The sequence below is a fragment of the Parendozoicomonas verongulae genome (assembly GCF_009711465.1).
GTDB classification, from domain to species: Bacteria; Pseudomonadota; Gammaproteobacteria; order Pseudomonadales; family Endozoicomonadaceae; genus Sansalvadorimonas; species Sansalvadorimonas verongulae.
Window position 1 is genome coordinate 1 of the sequence record NZ_SMME01000797.1, and the last position, 16,283, is coordinate 16,283.

The 16,283-nt window shown below is 51.5% G+C and carries 17 protein-coding genes; 12 read left to right on the plus strand and 5 right to left on the minus strand.

Annotated elements, in window-relative coordinates:
• Window positions 1-122 precede the first annotated feature (122 nt).
• The gene (locus tag E1189_RS07915) at window positions 123-1,019 is read left to right on the plus strand and encodes a hypothetical protein (protein WP_155159490.1); all 897 of its coding nucleotides are present in this window, start codon (window positions 123-125) and stop codon (window positions 1,017-1,019) included.
• A 96-nt stretch (window positions 1,020-1,115) separates the two neighbouring features.
• On the opposite strand, the gene E1189_RS07920 is transcribed toward E1189_RS07915, so the two are convergent.
• The gene (locus E1189_RS07920; protein WP_155159491.1) at window positions 1,116-2,645 is read right to left on the minus strand and encodes a hypothetical protein; all 1,530 of its coding nucleotides are present in this window, start codon (window positions 2,643-2,645) and stop codon (window positions 1,116-1,118) included.
• A gap of 344 nt (window positions 2,646-2,989) precedes the next feature.
• Between E1189_RS07920 and E1189_RS07925 the strand changes: the two genes are divergently transcribed.
• The 4 genes from E1189_RS07925 (at window position 2,990) to E1189_RS07940 (ending at window position 5,440) form a co-directional block, all read left to right on the plus strand.
• Entirely contained in the window at window positions 2,990-3,253 is a 264-nt protein-coding gene (locus E1189_RS07925; protein WP_230460257.1) for a YkgJ family cysteine cluster protein, read from the plus strand.
• A 37-nt stretch (window positions 3,254-3,290) separates the two neighbouring features.
• Window positions 3,291-3,788: a CinA family protein gene (locus E1189_RS07930; protein WP_155159492.1), complete on the plus strand. Its 498-nt coding sequence runs from the start codon at window positions 3,291-3,293 to the stop codon at window positions 3,786-3,788.
• 133 nt (window positions 3,789-3,921) lie between these two features.
• On the plus strand, window positions 3,922-4,980 hold the full coding sequence (gene recA / locus E1189_RS07935; protein ID WP_155159493.1) for a recombinase RecA: 1,059 nt from the start codon (window positions 3,922-3,924) through the stop codon (window positions 4,978-4,980).
• A gap of 1 nt (window position 4,981) precedes the next feature.
• On the plus strand, window positions 4,982-5,440 hold the full coding sequence (locus E1189_RS07940; protein ID WP_155159494.1) for a regulatory protein RecX: 459 nt from the start codon (window positions 4,982-4,984) through the stop codon (window positions 5,438-5,440).
• Between the two features lie 128 nt (window positions 5,441-5,568).
• Here the strand turns inward: E1189_RS07940 and metG are convergent, their stop codons facing one another.
• Window positions 5,569-7,641: a methionine--tRNA ligase gene (gene metG, locus E1189_RS07945; RefSeq protein ID WP_155159495.1), complete on the minus strand. Its 2,073-nt coding sequence runs from the start codon at window positions 7,639-7,641 to the stop codon at window positions 5,569-5,571.
• 199 nt (window positions 7,642-7,840) lie between these two features.
• On the opposite strand from metG, the gene E1189_RS07950 reads away from it, so the two are divergent.
• On the plus strand, window positions 7,841-8,380 hold the full coding sequence (locus tag E1189_RS07950) for a DUF4136 domain-containing protein (protein WP_155159496.1): 540 nt from the start codon (window positions 7,841-7,843) through the stop codon (window positions 8,378-8,380).
• Here E1189_RS07950 and E1189_RS07955 read toward each other — a convergent pair.
• Both E1189_RS07955 and E1189_RS07960 read right to left on the minus strand, forming a co-directional pair.
• Window positions 8,377-8,955, minus strand: a complete 579-nt coding sequence (locus E1189_RS07955; protein WP_155159497.1) for an FMN-dependent NADH-azoreductase — start codon at window positions 8,953-8,955, stop codon at window positions 8,377-8,379. The two genes, E1189_RS07950 and E1189_RS07955, sit on opposite strands and share 4 nt — an antisense overlap.
• Before the next feature lie 92 nt (window positions 8,956-9,047).
• On the minus strand, window positions 9,048-9,533 hold the full coding sequence (locus E1189_RS07960; RefSeq protein ID WP_155159498.1) for a DoxX family protein: 486 nt from the start codon (window positions 9,531-9,533) through the stop codon (window positions 9,048-9,050).
• Window positions 9,534-9,693: 160 nt separating this feature from the next.
• On the opposite strand from E1189_RS07960, the gene E1189_RS07965 reads away from it, so the two are divergent.
• From E1189_RS07965 to E1189_RS07990, 6 genes are all read left to right on the plus strand, one after another.
• Window positions 9,694-10,599 carry a LysR family transcriptional regulator gene (locus E1189_RS07965; protein WP_155159499.1) on the plus strand — a complete coding sequence of 302 codons (906 nt, stop codon included), beginning with the start codon at window positions 9,694-9,696 and terminating at the stop codon, window positions 10,597-10,599.
• Window positions 10,600-10,803: 204 nt separating this feature from the next.
• Window positions 10,804-11,811, plus strand: a complete 1,008-nt coding sequence (locus tag E1189_RS07970; RefSeq protein WP_155159500.1) for a DnaT-like ssDNA-binding domain-containing protein — start codon at window positions 10,804-10,806, stop codon at window positions 11,809-11,811.
• Window positions 11,801-12,493, plus strand: a complete 693-nt coding sequence (locus tag E1189_RS07975) for a replication protein P (protein ID WP_155159501.1) — start codon at window positions 11,801-11,803, stop codon at window positions 12,491-12,493. The genes E1189_RS07970 and E1189_RS07975 overlap by 11 nt, the downstream gene beginning before the upstream one ends.
• 92 nt (window positions 12,494-12,585) lie before the next feature.
• Window positions 12,586-13,710, plus strand: coding sequence for an iron-sulfur cluster carrier protein ApbC (apbC, locus tag E1189_RS07980; RefSeq protein WP_155159502.1), 1,125 nt, complete (start codon window positions 12,586-12,588; stop codon window positions 13,708-13,710).
• Between the two features lie 40 nt (window positions 13,711-13,750).
• Window positions 13,751-14,341 carry a dCTP deaminase gene (dcd, locus tag E1189_RS07985; protein ID WP_155159503.1) on the plus strand — a complete coding sequence of 197 codons (591 nt, stop codon included), beginning with the start codon at window positions 13,751-13,753 and terminating at the stop codon, window positions 14,339-14,341.
• 135 nt (window positions 14,342-14,476) lie between these two features.
• Window positions 14,477-15,022 (plus strand): CBS domain-containing protein, encoded by a 546-nt coding sequence (locus tag E1189_RS07990; RefSeq protein WP_155159504.1) that lies wholly within the window; start codon window positions 14,477-14,479, stop codon window positions 15,020-15,022.
• A 61-nt stretch (window positions 15,023-15,083) separates the two neighbouring features.
• Here E1189_RS07990 and E1189_RS07995 read toward each other — a convergent pair whose 3' ends face one another.
• A complete protein-coding gene (locus E1189_RS07995; protein ID WP_155159505.1) occupies window positions 15,084-15,581 on the minus strand; it encodes a methylated-DNA--[protein]-cysteine S-methyltransferase in 498 nt (165 codons plus the stop codon).
• Window positions 15,582-16,283: the final 702 nt, after the last annotated feature.

Genomic DNA, 16,283 nt, shown 5'->3' on the forward strand with positions numbered 1-16,283 from the left:
GAATTATAGGAGTGGGGTATTTTTGAGCAATTTCCGGGACAAGAATCCTGGCAAAGAGCCGATACCTTTTTACCGAAATGGAATCTAAAGCGTGCGTTTTTTGTAGCAGGGAGTGCTCAGAGATGGTCAAGTTTGAGAGGGGGGAGAGATGCTCCCCTGGTTTTTTGTCATTCGCCGCTGGCTATTCCGGGAGGATAATTCCTTTAGAGGCTCTTGCCGGGCGTTGGCAAACCCGTCGCACTATGGCGAGTTTGGAGCAGGGGTTGGTGAATGAACGTTTAAGACTGTTGTCCAGTGCCGATGCCTGCTCCCTCAGGGATGCAGAAGTGCGGGCCGATTTGGCGCTTATGGCCGTTGGTTTGATTGACTTCCATGAAAAAAAGGGCATGGTACGTTGTGGCCGTGTTTTTTCCAGGGTGCGTCAGTGGCAGATTGATCAGGCTCAGGCTCTGGTGAACCTATCCTCTGATGAGTTATGCCAAGAGGCTTTGTGGCGTGTGGATACTCTGCCGCGAAACCTGATAGAAATCATTTTTGATATCACTCTGCGTGGTATTCCGGGAGAACCTGCCATTCTCCCGGTAACGATTTGCGACTTTTGGAATGCTGGCCTGTTTTCTACTGAGCAGATTACTGCAGCCCGCATGCTGGAGTGCCGCTCCCGTACGGTGGAATGGTTAGAAAAGCGCTGTGCCCGGGATCCCCGTATTGCACTGGCTTATCTGCGTACGCTGGAAACCCGTTTGCGAGACAGGAAGGAAGCGGTCGTGGTTCATAAACTCCTGCGCAGGGTTGAAGACGCCATGCCATTCTGGAAAGAGGGCTATCAGCTGGGTGAAGAGTTTTTCCGTGACAGTAATGGTGAGCTGGATGGTGGTATGCGTACAGGCTTGCAGGTCATTGTTCAGCACCTGTATGAGATTCAGCAGGATCAGGAATTCCCGTGGCGCGCCATTATTGATGAAAAAGCTCTGGGTATTGTCTGGCAGCATGATAGTCAGGGGTCAGAGCGCAGCTGAAACCAGCCTCTGACTGCCCTGAATGGTAAGTACCCAGACTCTATGGAAATCATGGTGTGGGTACTTAAGCGTAATGAAACCTGCTTGTGTGCAGGTTTAATCTTTTATACCAGGGCCTTTATTGATTTTGCGGGGTGAAGTCTTTTGCTGGCAAGATGGGCAGGGTGCTTCATCACTGTATACCTTGAAGTAGCTATCCCAGCAGGTTTTGTGCATGGCACCCCTGCAGCCTTTCCCATTGGCGCCACAGTTGTAGAAAGCACCTTTGTATCCTTCTTCCTCCACGTCGTATCCTGTTTCTTTGTCCAAACATATCGCGCAGCCAAGATCAGAAATATCGTAAAACTCCGCTTTCTTCCATCGTGGCGCTGTGAGTGGTATGTGCACTCTTTTGGCTGCAGTTGTAAGCATGGATTGTGTCAGATGTAAGCCTGTATAACGGGCGAGGGCGTTGGTTTCTGCCAGCAGTGTCTGACCAATACTGTAGGGAAGCCAGTAGTGTGACACTGTCGGCATGTGCTGATAGGTACTGTACAGGGCGATGGTATTTTTTCTCTCGGGAATACTGACTGTCAGCCCTTCGCCAAGGGGCGCTCTGGCTGTTTGTTCGTTTTGTGAGTGAGATACCCAGACGCTGGTTGGGGGTATCTCAAGTGTATTGTGGGGCGTGTAAAGAAGCTGGTAGTTCACATTCTCAGAAGAAATTCTTCCAGATTTGCATTGCTCAGGCATCTGTGAACAGGTTATAGCATCCGCTATATGGTTAAGAATGGTGCTTTGGAAAACACTGTAATACGAACCGGCAGGCAGAGCACCCGGGAAAAGTTCGCTGCCCTCAACCAAAGAGCTTTCCAGCCAGGGACGAACCTGCTCAAAATTCAGGTCTAACTGCAGGGTATTATTATTTTTGAGTGACATGCTTTGATGAGCGGCCATTCGTTTGGAAAAGCTCAGACTGAGCCGGCTTCCTGTTGGGGAGAGTTTGGGAATAATACGGATGCTATCTGTGTCTGCCTTATCCATGGCCAGGGCAAGGCGCCCAAAGGGTGTGAAAGGGTCGGGAATTGGAGCTGCGTTGAGCTGAATACGCTGAATTTCGATACTGTAGCCTCGTTTTCGGAAGTGTCCGGGCTGGATTTTGATAAAGAAGTAATGACTCGGATCCCCGGTAATGGTTATAAGTTTTTCTGATGGCTGACCAAGGATTAACTGTGTTAACAGGTTCAAACTTATGCCGATTGCGATTCCTCCAAGCTGTAGGTCGTAGTAATTCATCAGCGAGGGCGGGTTGGCATATCTCTTAGTGTTGTATTGGACGTTCTGGTATTGATAGGGGATTTCTGCCACAGCAGCAGGAATCGAATAAAATGGCCCCGCGTTGAAAATGTAGGACAAGTTGTCTAGCTGGCTTTTTAAAAGGGGCAGAACGCCCATGGCGGAAAGGGTGTGCCATACCAGTGCCGGGATTTTACTGTCTTCCTCTGTGAACCGGGACACTGCGTAGTTTACCCAGGGGCGCAGGCCCAGCATCAGGCCGGGAATCAGCCCTCCCAGGACTCCCTGATTGAGAATGGACGTAAAGTCCTGACCGTGAATGCCTTCAAGAAACAGGATTGAGCGGCCCATTTTGATATAAGATCCACTGGTGCTGGAGCCATAACTGACAAATTTTTCGGACTGGTAAAGGCTGCCTGCCGTTGAATATCTGGTTTCAGCTAATGCGTGTGTAGAGAACAGTAGCCCCTGAACAAGGAGTAACACAAAAAAACAGGCGCATATTTTTATGCCCAGCCTGTACGGGTGCTGTATGTACGTTCTCATAGACCAGATCCTTATGGGAAATCCTGAGACGCAAGGGTAGTCAATAAGGACCTGTCGGGTACGGCTATTTTTACGGATTGACTGCTGCGGGCAGTCGACCACAATTTTCAGAGTAATAATTTCCGTGTTTTTGTTGTGATGCTGTGACTATGACTTCCTCTATGGGCTGCAGGCCAGGATGTGGTGCCTGCTGTATTGCCCCCTCCATTTCTTCTCCTATACCCGGCATGCCTGATGGCAAACCCGCCGGTGTGCGTTGTGTTCAGCTGGATGAACGCAATCTGTGCAAACTGTTTGGTCAGCCGGGGCGCCCAGCGGTATGCAGTGCTTTTGATGCCGATTTGTTGACTTGCGGCAACAGTGAAGACGAGGCAATGTTACTTATTCAGGATCTGGAGCAGATGACATCCTGAATCCTTATTCGATGATGGTTCCGTTCAGGGAGTAGATATGACAGAAACCTTCCTTGCAGATGAAGAACTACGGGCCTTAGCCCTGAAGGCGGGGAATGTGTTTGCTCAGGCCGGTCACTGTATAGTGACAGCAGAATCCTGCACTGGCGGCGGTATTATGAAAACTCTGACCGACATTCCAGGTAGCTCCCAATGGTGTGAAGGTGGTTTTATAACCTACACCAATCGGGCGAAGCACCACTTTCTAGGTGTGCCGGAAGTGCTGTTTGAACAGGTTGGTGCCGTGAGTGAAGAGGTGGTGCGGGCGATGGCCAGTGGGGCTCTGGCTCATAGCGCTGGCACCTTGTCAGTCGCCGTGAGTGGTGTAGCTGGACCGGGTGGTGGCTCACCGGAGAAACCTGTAGGTACTGTGTGGATTGCCTGGGCCAAAAATGATGGTGTAGTTACAAAATGCTTTCTGTTTTCTGGCGAGAGAGATGCTGTTCGTCGCCAGACCGTAGACGCGGCTATTCGAGGTTTGATGGCATTGTGCTGAGTTTGCGGTATTTTCCTTTGTGTGGATAAACAGAAAAAATTATGCGCTTTTCCAAAGATGTGTTTTAATACTGTTTATGCATACAGTATTAATGGTTTAACTCAGTTAACAGTAACCGGGACGAGGTGTGAGAATGGATGACAACAAAAAGAAGGCGTTAAGCGCGGCGCTGGGCCAGATTGAACGTCAGTTTGGCAAGGGTGCCGTTATGCGCATGGGAGATCAGAAGCGGGAAGCGATCCCGGCGATCTCCACCGGCTCCCTGCAGCTTGATATTGCTCTGGGTATTGGCGGCTTGCCAAAAGGCCGGGTTGTTGAAATCTACGGCCCAGAATCCTCTGGTAAAACCACCATGACCCTCAGCCTGATTGCTGAGGCTCAGAAAACCGGCCACACCTGTGCATTCGTAGATGCGGAACACGCCCTTGATCCGGACTACGCAGGCAAGCTTGGCGTCAATGTTGATGATCTGTACGTGTCTCAGCCAGACACCGGTGAACAGGCATTGGAAATCACCGACATGCTGGTGCGCTCTAATGCGGTAGACGTGATTATCGTTGACTCCGTAGCGGCACTGGTTCCCAAGGCGGAAATCGAAGGAGATATGGGCGACTCCCATGTAGGTCTGCAGGCACGTCTGATGAGTCAGGCCCTGCGTAAGCTGACCGGCTCTATCAAGCAGGCGAACTGCCTGGTGATCTTCATCAACCAGATCCGTATGAAGATCGGTGTGATGTTCGGTAACCCTGAAACCACCACCGGTGGTAACGCTCTCAAGTTCTACTCCTCTGTCCGTCTGGATATTCGCCGTACCGGCGCTGTGAAGCAGGGCGATGAGGTGATCGGTAACGAAACCCGCGTGAAAGTGGTAAAGAACAAAGTATCTCCTCCATTCAAACAGGCAGAGTTCCAGATTCTCTATGGCAAGGGTATCTATCACATGGGTGAAGTGATCGACCTGGGTGTGAAGCTCAAGCTGGTGGAGAAAGCCGGTGCCTGGTACTCCTACAAAGGCAGCAAGATCGGTCAGGGTAAAGCCAATGCCGCTCAACACCTGACAGATAACCCTGCTATCGCTCAGGAGATTGAAGGTGAAATCCGTCGTCAGCTGCTGAATCTTGAGTCTGATAAAGGCGAGGAGAAAGCAGAGAAGGCCGGCGACAAGAAAAAGCCAGCTCTGACCCCGGCCTGATATGACAGAAGAGCAAACTCTGTTACGGCGTGCAGCGATGGAATTGCTGTCACGCCGTGAGCACTCCCGCCAGGAGTTGTTCGGAAAGCTGCGGGGCCGGGCTGAGAGTCTGGAGATGCTCGAAGGCATTCTGGATCAGCTGGAAGAAGATCGTCTTCTTTCAGATGAGCGCTTTGTTGAGAGTTTTGTACGATCCCGTATTGGTCGAGGCTATGGCCCGGTGCGTATCCGGCAGGAATTGCAGCAGAAAGGAGCTGATAGCGATCTGATAGTTATGGCCCTGGAGTCGGCGGAAGTGGACTGGCATGAGCTGGCCCGCGAAAGCCGTCAGCGTAAGTTTGGTGAGTCGGCCCCTGTGGATAACCGGGATCGTTCCAAGCAGATGCGTTATCTGCAGTATCGCGGATTTGATATGGATGCTATACGTTCGGCGATCAGTCATCGGGAAGATGTCTGGTAAGCTCTGAAGCGAAAAGCCCTGAGCGAAGAGCAAAAGAAGCTATCTCCTTGTAGCTCTTTCTGTAAACAAAAAAGGCGAGCTGCCGTGCCTGGCAACTCGCCTTTCTTATGCTTGTCTGGCAGAAGTGATTACATCACTCGCATGCCAGGCTGGGCACCATCGTGGGGTTCCAGAATCCACAGATCCTTACCGCCAGGGCCGGCGGCCAGAACCATGCCTTCACTCATGCCGAACTTCATCTTGCGAGGCTTGAGGTTGGCGACCATCACGGTGTGTTTACCGATCAGGGCTTCCGGCGCGTAAGCTGACTTGATACCTGCAAACACGTTGCGGGTGCTTTCTTCACCGATATCCAGAGTAAGACGCAACAGCTTGGCCGCGCCTTCTACATGCTCTGCGTTGACAATTTTAGCGATGCGCAGGTCTGTTTTTGCGAAGGTATCGAACTCGATCTCTTCGGCCAGAGGCTCGATGGCAGGTTCTGCCTTTTCCTCTTTCTTTGATGTGGTGTCAGCCATGGATTCCAGCAGTTTTCTGGCATCTTCCATCATGTTGTCCACTTTGGCGGGCTCCACGCGAGTCATCAGTGGTTTGAACTTGTTGATGCCGTGATTGAACAGCAGGCTTTGGCTGTCTTCCCAGTTCAGGCTTTCTACCTGCAGGAAGTCAGCCGCTTTCTCAGCCATGGCTGGCAGAACCGGCTTCAGGTAGATCATCAGCAGGCGGAACAGATTGATACCGGTGGAGCAGATGTCGTGCAGCTCTTGGTCCTTGCCTTCTTCCTTGGCAACAACCCATGGCTTCACTTCGTCGATCCAGGCATTGGCCTTGTCTGCCAGTGCCATGATTTCACGCATCGCTTTGCCGAACTCACGATCTTCGTAGTACTGGGCGATGGTTTCAGAGGCTTCCATGTAGGCCTTGGTCAGTTCAGGGGCGCAATCAGTTCCGGACAGAATTTTGTTAAACCGCTTGGCAATAAAGCCGGCGTTACGGCTGGCGATGTTCACCACCTTACCCACCAGGTCGCTGTTCACACGCTGCATGAAGTCATCGGTGTTCAGGTCGATGTCGTCCACACGGCTGGAGAGTTTGGCGGCGTAGTAGTAGCGCAGGTACTCAGGGTTCAGGTGATCCAGGTAGGTGCGAGCGGTGATGAAGGTGCCACGGGACTTGGACATTTTCTCACCGTTAATGGTCAGGTAGCCGTGTACGCTCACCTTGGTCGGGGTGCGGTAATCAGCGCCGGACAGCATGGCAGGCCAGAACAGGCAGTGGAAGTTGACGATGTCTTTACCGATAAAGTGGTGCACTTCGCAGTCGGAATCTTTCTCCCAGTACTCGTCGAAGTTCAAACCTTCGGTGCGGTCACACAGATGTTTGAAAGAGGCCATATAGCCGATAGGGGCGTCCAGCCATACGTAGAAGAATTTGCCAGTCTCTCCGGGAATTTCAAAACCGAAATAAGGAGCATCGCGGGAGATATCCCAGTCCTGCAGACCGCTGTCCAGCCACTCAGCCAGCTTGTTGGCGGTTTCGTCCTTGATAGTGCCGGAGCGGGTCCAGCCTTTCAGGAATTCTTCAAAATCCGTCAGTTTGAAGAAGAAGTGCTCAGATTCCTTCTCTACAGGCGTGGCACCGGAGATGGTGGAGTAAGGGTCTTTCAGGTCGGTGGGGCTGTAGGTTGCGGAGCACACTTCACAGTTGTCACCGTACTGGTCGGCCGCGCCACATTTGGGGCAGGTGCCCTTGATGTAGCGGTCTGCCAGGAACATCTGCTTCTCTGGATCAAAGGCCTGTACGATTTTACGGCTGGCGATATGACCTTTCTCTTTCAGGGCAAGATAGATAGCCGAGGAAAGCTCACGGTTCTCTTCACAGTGGGTGGAGTGGTAGTTGTCGAACTGCACGTGGAAGTCACCAAAATCGGCAATGCGTTCTTTGTTGATGCGGGCAACAGATTCTTCCGGGGTAATGCCCAGCTTTTCTGCGTGCAGGCTGATAGCTGTGCCGTGGGCGTCGTCTGCACACACGTAGGTGCAGGTGTGGCCACGCATCTTCTGAAAGCGGCTCCAGATGTCGGTCTGGATGTATTCCACCAGATGCCCCATGTGCAGAGGGCCATTGGCATAGGGCAGGGCACTGGTGACAAGGATTTTACGCGGCGTAATCGCAGCGGCAGACTTGGGCTGTTCGGACATAGGCGAACGACGTCTCCGGATTAGGGAATCCCGCAGGTTCTGCAGGGAGGGGAAAATTGATAATCCTCCATTATAAAGGGATGTTGAGTAATCAGGAAGTGATAGGAAGACCCTTGCAGAGGAATTGTCAGGGATTTTTGGTCGCAGTGTATTCTCGGGAATGAACCGGATATGATGATTTCAAAAATAAGGAGGGAGTATGAAAAAAATAACGTGTATTAGCGCCCTGGTTGTTATGTTGGCGGGTTGTTCAATGGTTCAGGAGAACACGGGAGAATCTGTGCCATCTCTGGCAACAACCGGCGTGCGTTATCACCCATTTCATCTGTCTGAATACGCCTCTGTTGCCTGGCAGCCCATTGTTCTAAAAGAACAGGACAGCCATCGGCAGGGAGAGGCGTTGACGGCAGTTCAGGATTCACTGGCGCAACAGCTGTCCGCTATGGGGGTTGCTAACACAGTTCCGGTGAAGAAGGGGCCTGTGCTGGTGGTGCGCTATGGCATGGTGACCAACAAGCAGGTAACCGACGAGCAGCTGGTGGAAAATGTCGGCAGTACGCCCGGTGTGTTGGCTGAGGAGGGTCAGGATAAAACAACCCTCGTTGTCCAGTTGCTCAATACTGAAGGCATGCCCCTGTGGAAAGGTGTGGCTCAGGGCGTTGCTCTGCATGGTTTGACGACGGAGCAAAAGAGAGAACAGCTGGAGTGGGCTGTACGCTCTATGCTGGATGACCTTTAATGAATCAGTGTTTGCAGCTGCTGTACCGCTGCTTCACGGTTGGTTGCAGCCTGTTCCTCGCCCATACTTAAGGCCTCGGCATAGACAAACTCAACATCTGTCAGGCCAATAAAGCCAAGCATGGTTTTTAAATAACCGGTGATATGATCCCTGTCAGACTCCACATGTATACCGCCACGGGTTGTGACGACAACGACCTTCTTGTTTTCCAGCAGCCCAACCACGCCTTGCTCCGTATATTTGAATGTCACACCGGCCCGTGCGATCAGATCAAAATAATTCTTGAGCTGGGTGGGAATCATGAAGTTGTACATGGGAGCGGCAATTACAATACTGTCAGCCGCCTTAAGCTCATCTATCAGTTGGTCAGAGAGCTTCACAGCCGCTTGCTGACTGTCACTTAAATCACTTCCGCCACGCAAAGCTGTCTCGATAGAAGCATCCAGAACAGGAACCTGCTCCCTGGCCAGGTCACGCACTTTAACGCTGTTTGTGTGCCCTAAAGCCTGATCAATAACGGCGTTGGACTGTGAGTGTTCTCCAAGGATGCTGGATTTAAGAATCAGGATGCTCATTGGCAATGTCCTTATATGTTGAAATTCTGATCATTGTTGTCTGATCAAAGGTAGCTCGAAAGTCAGGCTACCTCTGGGGGAGGGCAACTCAATTATGCGGCTTTTCCATGAATGACATCACGCTTTTGGGGTGTGTCTTCATTCAGTACTCTGGAGATGATTTGATCCACACTCAATGCTCCACCACCACTGAGTACCAGAGAGAGGCTTGCAGCCAGAAGAGACAAACCAAACTCGTAGCCGTTATTGGAAAGGAAGAGCCCGTGTTCAAAATGCAAGGATATGGCAACCACCATGGTGATAGCAAGAGCGATACTGCTGGGGCGAGTAAGAAAGCCCAGAATCAAAAACAGTCCGCCAAAAAATTCTGCGGAGCCCGCAAGAAAGGCCATCAATACACCGGGCTCTATACCGATAGAGGCCATCCACTGTCCGGTGGCCGTCAGCCCGTAGCCACCAAACCACCCAAACAACTTCTGGGCACCGTGGGCCATAAAAATTATGCCCACTGGAATACGCAGAGCCAGTGCCGCCCATCCCGCCTGTGTCCCTGTCACTTTCGCCATGAACTCTTTCATTGTCTTGACTCCCTGCTTATTTACTATTATCAGTTGATAAATATTTTGAATGTCGCTAGACCTTGTTGTTTAAGTTTATGGGGGGCAATATGGGAAGAAAATCGGAATCTTTTGATTTACTTGTTCAAAAATATTGAATAAATGCTGGCAAACACAAACCATGTTGCATGCTATCAACCTTGAAGCCCTGAAAGCTCTGGATGCCATCGATCGCAAAGGCAGCTTTGCAGCAGCCGCCAAATTCCTGCACAAAGTTCCCTCGGCGCTGACTTACACCATCAAAAAGCTGGAAAATGAAGTCGGCAGTCCTCTGTTCGACAGAACCCAGCACAAAGCCCAGCTCACACCGGCCGGTCGGCTGGTGCTGGAACAGGGAAGGGATATTCTGGAGGCCACCTACCGTATGGTGGAGTCGGTGCGGCAGCTGGAGTCAGGGTGGGAGTGCCATCTGCGTATTGCCAGAGATACCATTATCCCCAGTGATCCGATTTTCAATGCAGTAAAGGCTTACAACGGGCTCGGCCATCCGACAGATATCACCTTGAGCGTAGAAGCTCTTGGCGGCGGCTGGGATGCCCTCCACAGTCAGCGAGCTGATCTTGTGGTTGGTGTGACAGGGGAGCTCCCGAGAGGGTTTTACAAAACCATTCCTATGGGGGATGTGACCACCCCTTTTGTTGTATCGAAAGATCATCCACTGGCGAGTATTGAAAGAGAACTGACTCACGAGGATATTGAACCATGGTCGTCCATTGTTATACCCGACAGCTCTCAGCTACTGCCTGCCAGAAGTGCAGGCCTGCTGAACAGTCATAATGTCATTCGTGTTAATAATGCTGAGGCCAAGATTAAAGCTCATCTTATGGGGCTCGGAGTGGGCTTTCTTCCCAGGCATCTGATTCAGGATCACCTTGCCAGCGGTGACCTTGTCGAAAAAACCTGCTACATACCGAGAACGCCTCAGACCATGTACATCGCATGGCCAGCAGAACAGGATGGGAATGCACTGAAGTGGTTTGTCGAACATCTCTCCAGGATTCACTGGAAAGCCATACTGGAAGGCTAATAGTACTATTTTAATTCCCGCGGAAAGAATGCACTTTATGTTCGGTCGCGGTATTGTGATGTAAATACTGGTGGCCGAGAGTCCCTTTCCCGAAGTAAACTAAAGGATAGTCGTCTGTATTTGTAGCTGGTCGCCCCGGATCAGTGTTTTCTTGTCGTTTAATTGTTTTGCTGATGATCGAGTGGTGCGTATTCAGGAATGTTTATGGGTGACCGAAATTCCGACAATCTGCAGCGCATACAGAACCGTGAAGGTAAGAGTTCCTTTGAAATGTGGCTCGAATCTGAACGTGCGCCTGCCAAAAAGCAGATACAGGAATCAGCACAACTTTATGCTGCTGAGCCCGTTGCTCAAACCCCTGTTCCTGGTGAACCTCTGGAGGAGCGCCCGGTAGAGCGTCATCCGACATTTGTTCCTGATCTTGAGCCAGCCCGGCAGCGGGTGGTAGCTCTGAATCAGCAAAGCAGTGAACTGGATGCCGCGGTGCAGACAGCCTCAGCTGATCTGGACCAAACCCGTCAACGGATTGCAGAACAGGAAGAAGAGCTTAAAATTCTGCGCAATGCCGCCCGCGAGCAGCAAAAACACCTGCTGCAAAAACAGGACGAACAGCGTCATAACCAGTCTCAGCTGGAAAACGCCCGCAACAAGCTTCACAGTCTTGAGCGTCAGCGAGCACAGGCCGAGGCGCAGGCGCACCAGCAACATCAGGCCTCTGCCTATCAAAACCCTTACCACCAAAACGACTATAGAGCCGAGCAGATCAATCCGGAACAGGTAGCAGCTGAACTGGCAGGGCACCAGACCATACCTGTTCCGCAGGTCAGTTCAGAACCTCCCACTGACAATAGCCGTGGCGTAAGCGGCGGACATAGTATAATGTCCCGTCACCGTGATTCGGCTGTGAAGGTGCAGGCGCGAGCCACTCCTCTGTCCGGAGACTTCCAGCCTCAAGCCTGGTGCTTCCACAAGTTGCTGCAAAACGATGGCATTCCCCTGGATTATGCCCAAAAGCAGTTGGAAGACTTTAAAATGTACTGGCTCAGTACCGGCGAAGCCCGTAAAGCCTGGGACTACCGATTTGTAAAACACGTCATTTATCAATGGCGGAGGGAACAGAGTGAAGGACGCACGAACTCTCCTCGAACAGCAGAAGAGAAGCTTACAGACAGGAGCTGGGCGAACGGGCCACTCCTCGACTTTGACGAGTGACCCCCGTCAGCCTCGAAGTCACTCTGGCTACCAGCAGCAATCCCAGTCCCGGCAGCCGCCGGGACAGGATCATATTGACGCCATAAACGCCGTTTTCACCCTGCTGGAAGGGGCTTTTCCACTCAAATACCGAAGGGCATTCCCAGATCATGAAGCTGTGGATGCCTCCAAGCGGGTCTGGTTGCAGTCCCTGAAAAGTTACCCTCCACGCCGCATTATGCAAGCGGCCCGTAAGGCTATAGACTCAGCACGCTTCTTCCCGGATCTGGCTGATATTCGCCAGCTGTGTAAACTCCGTTTCGACGAGCTGGGTTTGCCTGAACCATTGCAGGCTTACTATGAAGCCTGCAATGCCCGTAACCGTACCCGTGATGGCTTTTGGTCTCACCTCGTTGTGTATCTGGCGGCAAAGGAAACCGGCTGGTCTTTTCTGGAGAGTGAACCTCAGCAGGTGGTGTTGCCGGTGTTTGAACGCAATTACAGTATTCTCTGCGATCGTATTATGGCGGGTGAGGATCTGGAGGCGGATATACATAAGGCGCTGGAGAACCCCCATAAGCGTAATGTCATGCAGGAATCTTTATCCGCCTCGGAGAGAGAGTTGCACAATGATATGGAAAAGCATGGCATCAACCCCGATGGCGGCCGAGATGAGTTTCTCAGGGCGATGAAAGAATTGTAAGGATTTCTGCTGCCGACTTGAAACCGATAGCGTTTCGTTTGTTAGCAGGTTAATTGAGTTTTGAATGTGAAACGTCAGGAAGTAGGACGACGATGACAGTGTATTCCCAAGAGCCGATCGCCAGGGAGATGGTGGAGGCTGTATTACGAAACCTTCAGGATCCATGGCTGAAGGACAGCCTGCTGCAGGTTGTTGAACTGGATAATATCAATGTTGAGAATGGCAACGCCATCCTCGATATTGCCGTACTGTACCCTTGTGCCGGCGTTCACGATCAACTGGAAAAGCTGATTGCCGACGAGCTGATTCAGTATGATGCGGTGAACAAAGTCTCTGTCAGTTTCTCAACGCGCATTCCGGCGGCACCCCGTACTGCTGAAGATGCAAGCCTGAACAGCGTGAAGAATATCATTGCCGTAGGTTCCGGTAAGGGTGGAGTGGGTAAATCTACCACCTCCGTCAACCTGGCACTGGCACTGGCCGCGGATGGTGCCAAAGTGGGTATTCTGGATGCGGATATTTACGGTCCAAGTATTGGCCAGATGCTGGGTGTGGATGATGACGTGCGGCCGGATGTTCACGAAGCCGGTGGCAAGCAGTTTTTTGTGCCTATCGAAGCCCATGGCCTGAAGTCCAACAGTATGGCCTATCTGGTGACTGAGCAAACGCCCATGGTATGGCGTGGCCCTATGGCCAGCGGCGCACTGATGCAGCTGCTGAATCAGACCATGTGGGGTGAGCTGGATTATCTGATTGTGGACATGCCTCCCGGCACCGGCGATATTCAGCTGACTCTGTCTCAGAAGGCGCCGCTGGCAGGCAGTGTTATTGTCACCACACCACAGGATCTGGCACTGCTGGATGCCCGCAAGGGCATCGAGATGTTCAACAAGGTGAATGTACCGGTACTCGGTGTTGTTGAGAACATGGCGGTGCACGTGTGCAGTCAGTGTGGCCATGCCGAGCACCTGTTTGGTGAAGGCGGCGGCAGCCGTATGGCTGACGAATACTGTACCCAGCTGCTGGGTGCGCTGCCACTGTCTCTGTCTATCCGTCAGCATGCTGATGCCGGTATGCCAACAGTGGTAGCATACTCCGAGAAGGATTCTGCAGAAGCCAGGCTGTACCGTGACACCGCTCGCCGTACCGCTGCACTGCTGGCTGTGGAGAATAACCAGTCTGCTCCGATACCAACAATCACTATTTCTGAAGACTAAGCCAGGGCACCAAAAGCTTTCGGTAAGAATAAGGTGAGCTATGCGACTGAGTGATCGCGATATAATTGCCGCACTGGATAGCGGCAAAATTCAGGTAGAGCCCCGCCCTGATAATGACTCTGTCAGCGGAGTCAGTGTTGACTTGAGCCTGGGCAACAGCTTCCGTGTGTTCAACGACCACGTAGCTCCTTATGTGGATTTGTCTGGCAGTCGGGATGATATTGAGCGTACTCTCAACTCCATTATGAGTACCGAGATTGTGCTTGAAAAAGACGACGCCTTTTTCCTTCACCCGGGAGAGCTGGCGTTGGCGGTAACACGGGAATCTGTGACGCTGCCCGATGATATTGTTGGCTGGCTGGACGGGCGTTCCTCCCTTGCCCGTCTGGGGTTGATGGTGCATGTAACTGCCCACCGGATTGATCCTGGCTGGAGTGGGCAGATTGTTCTGGAGTTTTTTAATGGCGGCAAGCTTCCCCTGGCCCTGCGCCCGGGTATGCAGATTGGTGCGATTAATTTTGAGACTCTGAGCAGTCCTGCTACCAAGCCTTATAACAAGCGCGTGAATGCTAAGTACAAAGACCAGAAAAGTGCTATAGGCAGTCGAATCAGCGAAGATTCTACGGCTTAACATTTTCTGGAGGCTGATTTTCTATCTCGTCGGCTTTATTGATTTGTATCAATAAAGCCGGTTCTGTCTGGGGCATACTGAACGTCACTTTTACGGGAAAATAACTACTCCAAGCTACTTCCCTGTGCCAATGGTATGACCGTGGAGATTGCCGTCATGCGTATAGAACAACAGATATCATCTCGCTCGATAACTCCCCCTTCTCCATGGGCTGCCATGACTGTGGCCGATGTAATGACCTCCCATGTAGAAACGGTTCCTCTCGACTGGACGATGGAGCGCCTCGCTACGTTTTTCACAGATAAAAATATTTCCGGTGCGCCAGTGGTGGATGAATCCGGCCAGTTGTGTGGCATGGTGAGTATGACAGATATTGTACGCCAGACGGGCAGTGGCCTCCTGGATCTGAATGCCCGGGATGACAGCTTTGCCGAAGGGCTGGTGGATTGTGCTCTGTCCGATGAAGAGCGGCGTAACTTCCATGAATCCCTCGATCAGATGGTAATGGTCATGGATATTATGACCCCTGTCGTCTTTCGGGTTGGCCCCGATATGCCGCTAGTGCAGGTGGCCGAGGCAATGGTGAAAGGCCATATTCACCGGGTTCTGGTAACAGAAGATAAAAAATTGCTGGGAATTGTGTCATCCCTTGATTTGCTGGGTGTTCAGAATCTGGCCTGAACAGGTCAGGATAGACAAAGGCCCCGCATCAGCGGGGCTTTTGGTTTTGAGGGGAAGAGTTTTACTCTTGAATAAGGCTCTGTTTTATTTTCAGACCTTCGAGAGTGAGAAGTCTGGTTTTCATATCCAGCCCTGCTGCAAACCCGGTAAGCTTCCCGCTGCTGCCCAATACGCGATGGCAGGGGATAATGATACCGATAGGGTTTTTACCCACGGCGGCTCCAATGGCTCGGGAGGCTTTGGGCTTGCCTAGTTGTTTAGCGAGAGTGCCATAGGTGCTGTGCTGACCAAAAGTGATCATTTGTAAGGCTCGCCATACGCTTTTCTGGAAGTCTGTACCCCGTAGGTTCAGGGGCAGCTCAAACACTGTGCGCTCCCCAACAGCATACTCCTGCAGTTGTTGTTTGAGTTGGGCGAATAACGGGGCTGCGTCGTCCCGTTGCCAGAACGAAGTATCCGGTTCATGTTTTTGTCCGGGAAACCAGACATGGCACAGCTTGCCATTATCGGCAGCAGCTAAAGTTGTGCCGAAGTGAGAAGTGAATTCAGTGTAAATCATGAAAATGCATCCTTATCTCAAACCATCACAGGCTCCGGGGGCCGAAGAAGCACCGTCTTGCGGCAGGTGAACTGTACAGTGGTATAAAACAGGTATTACTCTTATTTGTCTTGTAACAGATCATTGAACTGCTGTTGTGTCATTCCTATCAGCTTTGTAAACTGTAAGGCATTTGTTGCCCACCTGTCAGTCTCTATCTTACAGATAGCCACAGGCTGTACCGGAGCGAAAGTTCTGTCCAGAACTTTGTTATGACAGGGGGTGTTTCCGTGGCATCTGTTGCTGCAGATGAGACCCATCAGTCGGCATTGGCAATACCGTTTATCACAGCCTTTCTTGCAGTAACATCCGTTCTTCTGAATCCTTGAACCATTGGGTAAAACTTCAATCCTTTCCCAGTATGGCGCTGCTGAACTCTGGCCAGAGGAGGAGTCGAACGTATTTTTACAGTCGGTGCATTTGCACTGCTCCGTGCAATGCTGTCTATTGCTGTAACAGCGGCAATAATTTTTCGCACACTCTGTTTTTTTACAGTTGCAGCCCTCAGTCAACAGATATTTACGGTGGTTACGGGTGTTTTTGGTGGGAAGAGGGGGCGGATAGGCATATTGGCCCAATAAAGATAAGGCGGGTATTGTGAATTGTTTGAATGATAGAGCAGATGCAGATGTAGGCTCTGGCTCTGGCTCTGGCTCTGGCTCT